The organism is Roseateles sp. P5_B10, assembly GCF_056400485.1.
Genome location: NZ_JBFULE010000333.1, coordinates 1 through 5,642 on the forward strand (window position 1 = coordinate 1; position 5,642 = coordinate 5,642).

At 67.9% G+C, this 5,642-nt stretch carries 5 protein-coding genes; 4 read left to right on the forward strand and 1 reads right to left on the reverse strand.

The genetic code is table 11. From position 1 onward, the window contains the following. A partial coding sequence (locus AC1DU6_RS18535; RefSeq protein ID WP_477858796.1) for an amidohydrolase occupies nt 1-918 on the reverse strand: 918 nt, incomplete at its 3' end. A 311-nt stretch (nt 919-1,229) separates the two neighbouring features. Between AC1DU6_RS18535 and AC1DU6_RS18540 the strand changes: the two genes are divergently transcribed. From AC1DU6_RS18540 to AC1DU6_RS18555, 4 genes are all read left to right on the forward strand, one after another. Further along, nucleotides 1,230-1,544: a hypothetical protein gene (locus AC1DU6_RS18540; protein ID WP_457320102.1), complete on the forward strand. Its 315-nt coding sequence runs from the start codon at nt 1,230-1,232 to the stop codon at nt 1,542-1,544. Between the two features lie 64 nt (nt 1,545-1,608). Then, a complete protein-coding gene (locus tag AC1DU6_RS18545) occupies nt 1,609-3,597 on the forward strand; it encodes a TonB-dependent receptor (RefSeq protein ID WP_457320101.1) in 1,989 nt (662 codons plus the stop codon). A 138-nt stretch (nt 3,598-3,735) separates the two neighbouring features. Beyond that, the gene (locus AC1DU6_RS18550) at nt 3,736-5,208 is read left to right on the forward strand and encodes a circularly permuted type 2 ATP-grasp protein (protein ID WP_056202739.1); all 1,473 of its coding nucleotides are present in this window, start codon (nt 3,736-3,738) and stop codon (nt 5,206-5,208) included. Between the two features lie 14 nt (nt 5,209-5,222). Further along, nucleotides 5,223-5,642: alpha-E domain-containing protein (locus AC1DU6_RS18555; RefSeq protein WP_477858799.1), on the forward strand; the 420-nt coding region annotated here is incomplete at its 3' end.

Genomic DNA, 5,642 nt, shown 5'->3' on the forward strand with positions numbered 1-5,642 from the left:
TTCGGTTTCTTCGGGGTGGTTGATCGTCGGCGGGTAGTTGCGTCGGAATTCGAACTCGGCGGTCAGCTCGAAGGCGCCGGCGAGCTGCTCGGTCATCTCCTTCATGCGGCGCTCGAACAGGTCCAGCAGCTCCAGCGTGAAGGTGCGCACCGTGCCCTCCATGACCACTGAGTCGGGCACCACGTTGGTCGCCTCGCCGGCGTGGATCATGGTCACGGAGATGACGCCGGGGTCGATGGGGCGCTTGTTGCGGCTGACGATGGTCTGGAAGGCCGTGACGAGCTGGCAGGCCGCCGGCACCGGGTCCAGGCCGAGGTGCGGCATGGCGGCGTGCGAGCCCTTGCCGCGCAAGGTGATCTTGAACTCGTTGCTGCTGGCGAACACCGGGCCACTCTTCAGCGCGAACTGGCCGGCCTGCATGCCGGGCCAGTTGTGGGCGCCGAACATGGCCTCCATCGGGAACTTATCGAACAGGCCGTCCTTGATCATCTCGCGCGCGCCGCCGCCACCTTCCTCGGCAGGCTGGAAGACGAGGTAGACGGTGCCGTCGAAGTTGCGGTTCGTCGCCAGGTGCTTGGCGGCGGCCAGCAACATGGCAGTGTGGCCGTCATGGCCGCAGGCGTGCATGCGGCCCAGGTAGGAGCTGGCGTGGGGGAATTCGTTGCGCTCCGTCATCGGCAGCGCGTCGATGTCGGCGCGCAGGCCGACGGCGCGGTTGGACGTGCCGTTCTTGACGATGCCGACCACGCCGGTCTTGCCCAAGCCCCGGTGCACGGGGATGCCCCAGTCGGTCAGCGCCTGGGCGATGACGTCCGCGGTGCGCTGCTCGTGGAAGCAGAGTTCAGGGTGCTTGTGCAGGTCACGGCGGATGGCCGTGATGGCCGGCGCGTCGGCCAGGATGGTGTCGATGAGCTTCATGAGAGGGTGACTTCAGGCTCTGTAGAGGCCTGAGTTTAGGATCGGGGCCTGTTACCAGGGCAAAGGTCGGGTGCGTTGCCACTCAAAAGCCTGCGAGCAAGGCGCGAAACGAAGCTGGGGTCGTCCCCAGCGAGGCTTCGCAACGCCGCGCGCAGGCTTTTGAGTGACAACCCTTCGGGAGAGGGTCTGCGCGGGCGCATGGCGTTGTTGCGCGCCTGGCCTGGGCATGAGCCCTGGCGGCGCCGCGCGTCTAGCCCTGCACCCGCGCAGACCCTCTCGCACCGATCTTTGCCCTGGTAACAGGCCCCTCCGTGAACCTTCGTCGTTGGTCAAGAAACTGGCTGTTGTGGCTGGCGCTGCTACTCCCCCTCGCGCAAGCGATGGCCGGGGTGCATGCGCTGTCGCACGTCGGCAGCGACCGCCAGGACGATGGCATCGCCCACCTGGTTCACTGCGACCTCTGCCTGACCGCCGCCGACCTCGGCGCCGGCGCGCCAGTGGCCGAACCGGTGGTTCTGGCTGTCGGCTCGGCCACGCATGCCGCGCCGCTAGTGGCCCGCGGCGGTGTACCGCGCGCGGTCAGCCTCGGCCTGCCCCCGGCCCGCGCGCCGCCCGCTTCCGCCTGAAGTCCAAGCCTTCCCGCGCCCAAAGTTGGCGCGGGTGTTTGCGTTTTCTTGCGGAAGTACCTCCATGCGTTCCTTTGCCCTGGCGCCCCTTGCGGCCGCCTGTCTTGTTTCCCTTTCTGCTCAAGCTGAGCCCGCCGAATCCCTCGACAAGGTCGTCGTCACCGGCAACCCGCTGAAGAGCCAGGTGCTGGCCCAGCCCAGCGATTCCCTCAGCGGTGACCAGCTCGTGCTGACCCGCGCCGCCAACCTCGGCGACACCCTTCAAGGCCTGCCCGGCGTGGCGGCCACCAACTTCGGCCCCAACGCCAGCCGGCCCAGCATCCGCGGCCTGGATGGCGACCGCGTGCGCATCCTGAGCAACTCCGGCGCTTCGGTCGACGCCTCCAACCTCAGCTTCGACCACGGCGTGGCCATTGACCCGCTGGTCATCGACAAGGTCGAGGTGCTGCGCGGCGCGGCGGCCCTGCTGTACGGCGGCAACGCGGTGGGCGGTGTCGTCAACACGTTGGACAACCGCATCCCGCGCACGCTGATCGACGGCCTGAGCGGCGCGGCGGAAGTTCGCCTCGGCGGTGCCTCACGCGACAAGAGCGGCGCCGTGGTGCTGGACGGCGGCAGCGGCCAGCCGCACTCGGGCTTTGGCTGGCATGTCGACCTGGCCGGGCGCGATGCCGGCGACCAGATTGCCCCGCGCTTTGACAGCGATGGAGAAAGCCGCACCAGCGTGCGCAACTCCGCGGCGCGCAGCCATGGCGGCGCGGTGGGCGGCTCGGTGTTCTTCCAGGGCGGCTATGCCGGCGTGTCCGTGGACGACTTCCACACCAACTACGGCACCACGGCCGAGGAGGACGTGACCATCCGCATGCAGCGCCAGCGCCTGGCGACGGCGGGCGAGTGGGCGACGGCCGACGGCCCCATCCACCGCGTCAGCTGGCAACTCAGCCGCAACCGCTACGAGCACCAGGAGGTGGAGGGCACGGGCGAGATCGGCACGACCTTCAAGAGCACGGGCACCGATGGGCGCCTGGAGGTGGAGCACGCCGCGATCCAGACCCCCTGGGGCCCGGTCAAGGGCTTGGTCGGCCTGCAGACCGAGTCGCTGGACTTCTCGGCCCTGGGCGAGGAAGCCTTCGTACCCAGCACGCGCACCCGCAATACCGGCGTCTTCGTGCTGGAGCAGGCCAGGCTGGGCGGCGTGGACTGGTCGGCGGGCGCGCGCAGCGAGCGCGTGACGGTGGACTCGGACGGTGGCGAGCGCTTCGGCACCCCGGCGGACAGGCGCTTCAAACCCGTCAGCGTCGCGCTCAGCGGCGTCTATCCCTTGAGCGACGCCTGGAGCCTGAGCGCCAACCTGAACCGCACCGAGCGCGCACCGGCCTACTACGAGCTGTTCGCCAACGGCCTGCATCTGGCCAGCGCGGCGTATGAGCGGGGCGATGCCAACCTGGGCCTGGAGCGGTCCAAGGGCCTGGACGTCGGCTTGAAGTGGGAATCGGCGCAGAGCCATGTCCACGTCAATGTCTACGAGACGCGCTTTACCAACTACATCGCGCTGCAAGCCACCGGTGCGACGGTGGACAACGACGGCGAGGCGGTGCCGGTCTACAACTTCCAGGCCGTGCCGGCGCGGCTGCGTGGCGTCGAGCTGGAAGGCCGCTGGCAGCTGCATCCCACCATCGCGTTGCTGAGCCAACTGGACGCCGTGCGCGGCGACAACCGTGCCACCGGCGAGCCCCTGCCGCGCCTGGCACCGCTGCGCGCCATGCTGGGCCTGGAGGCCCGGCAGGGCGACTGGTCCGGCAAGCTGGAATGGCGCGGCGCCGCCCGCCAGACCCGCGTCGCCGAGTTCGACACGCCCACGCCCGGCTACGGCACGCTGCGCCTGTCCGTCGCCCGCCAGCTGCGCTGGGGGCAGACCGACGCCCTCTGGTACCTGAAGCTCGACAACCTGGGCAACAAGCTGGCCTACAACGCCACCGCCGTGCCGACCATCCGCGACCTAGCGCCCCAGGCGGGCCGGTCGGCGAGTACAGGGTTGCAACTGCGTTTCTGAGCCCCCGACCCGGTGTACAACCGTGCATGCCGCCCATGTACCGGGCGGTATGCACGCAAGTCGTGCGTGCACGCACCAGAAGCTTCTTTCTAGCGCGGGCGCGGAACTTGCGTCGCGAGGCAGGGAACAGGAGCAACGATGCAGACCGCCTTTGACGAGATGAATGCCGCTGCGCTGCAGTGGCAAGGCGCCACCGGCCAGGCCCAGCAGGCCGGCGGCGTGCGTGCTCATTACGAGAGCTACGCCCGCTGGCTGGCCGAGCAGCCCGAGTCGCTGATGCGCGAACGGCGCGAGCAGGCCGAGTTGATCTTCCGGCGCGTGGGTATCACTTTCGCCGTCTACGGCGACAAGGACTCGGGCGAAGGCACCGAGCGCCTGATCCCCTTCGACCTGATCCCGCGGGTCATCCCGGCCAGCGAGTGGACGTCCATGCAGGCCGGCCTGGCCCAGCGCGTGACGGCGCTGAACCGCTTCATCCACGACGTCTATCACGACCAGGAGATCCTCAAGGCCGGCATTGTGCCCGCCGACGAGATCCTGAACAACGCCCAATTCCGCAAGGAAATGATGGGCGTGGACGTCCCCGGCGGTGTCTACAGCCACATTGCCGGCGTCGACATCGTGCGCGCCGGCCATGCCGACGGCAGCGGCCACTACTACGTGCTGGAGGACAACCTGCGCGTGCCCAGCGGCGTGAGCTACATGCTCGAGAACCGCAAGATGATGATGCGGCTCTTCCCCGAGCTGTTCGTCAATCACCGCATCGCGCCGGTGGCGCATTACCCCGACCTGCTGCTGGACACGCTGCGCAGCGTGGCGCCCTCGGGCGTGTCGGACCCGACCGTCGTCGTGCTGACGCCGGGCATGTACAACTCGGCCTACTTCGAGCACGCCTTCCTGGCCCAGCAGATGGGCGTGGAGCTGGTCGAGGGTCAGGACTTGTTCGTCGACGGCGGCTTTGTGTACATGCGCACCACGCGCGGCCCCAAGCGCGTGGACGTGATCTACCGCCGACTGGATGACGACTTCCTCGATCCCAAGGTGTTCCGCGCCGATTCGCAGCTGGGCTGCGCCGGCCTCGTAGACGCCTACAAGGCGGGCAAGGTGACGCTGTCCAACGCCATCGGCACCGGCATCGCGGACGACAAGTCCATCTACCCCTACGTGCCGAAGATGATCGAGTTCTACCTCGGCGAGAAACCCATCCTGCAGAACGTGCCGACCTATGTCTGCCGCGACAAGGAAGACCTGGCCTACACGCTGGCGCACCTGTCCGAGCTGGTGGTCAAGGAGGTGCACGGCGCAGGGGGCTACGGCATGCTCGTCGGCCCCGCGGCTACCAAGGCCGAGGTGGAGGCCTTCCGGGCGCAGCTCATTGCCAACCCGGGCAACTACATCGCCCAGCCGACGCTGTCGCTGTCGACCTGCCCGACCTTCGTCGAATCGGGCATCGCGCCGCGTCACATTGATCTGCGACCCTTCGTGCTGTCGGGGTCGAGCGTGCGCATGGTGCCCGGCGGGTTGACTCGGGTGGCGTTGAAAGAGGGGTCCTTGGTGGTGAACAGCAGCCAGGGTGGTGGAACCAAGGACACCTGGGTTCTTGAGGACTGAGGGAGGACTGATCGATGCTTTCAAGAACCGCTGACCACCTGTTTTGGCTGAGCCGCTACATCGAGCGGGCCGAAAACACCGCCCGGATGCTGGACATCGCCTACCAAACCTCCCTCCAGCCGCAATCGGCGACGGAATCCGAGCAGTCGTGGAGCAGCCTGGTGTCGATCTCCGAGCTGAACAGCCTCTACAACACCAAGTACCCGCGCATCAACAGTCGCAGCGTCATGGAGTTCATGGTGGCCGACGAGAACAATCTCTCGTCCATCTTCAACTGCCTGCGCGCGGCGCGCGAGAACGCGCGGGCCGTGCGCGGTGCGCTGACGACCGAGGTCTGGGAGACGATGAACCAGACCTGGCTGGAGTTCCGTCGCCTGCTGCGCGAAGGCCTGCTGACGCGAGATCCGTCGCAGCTGTTCGAGTGGGTCAAGTAC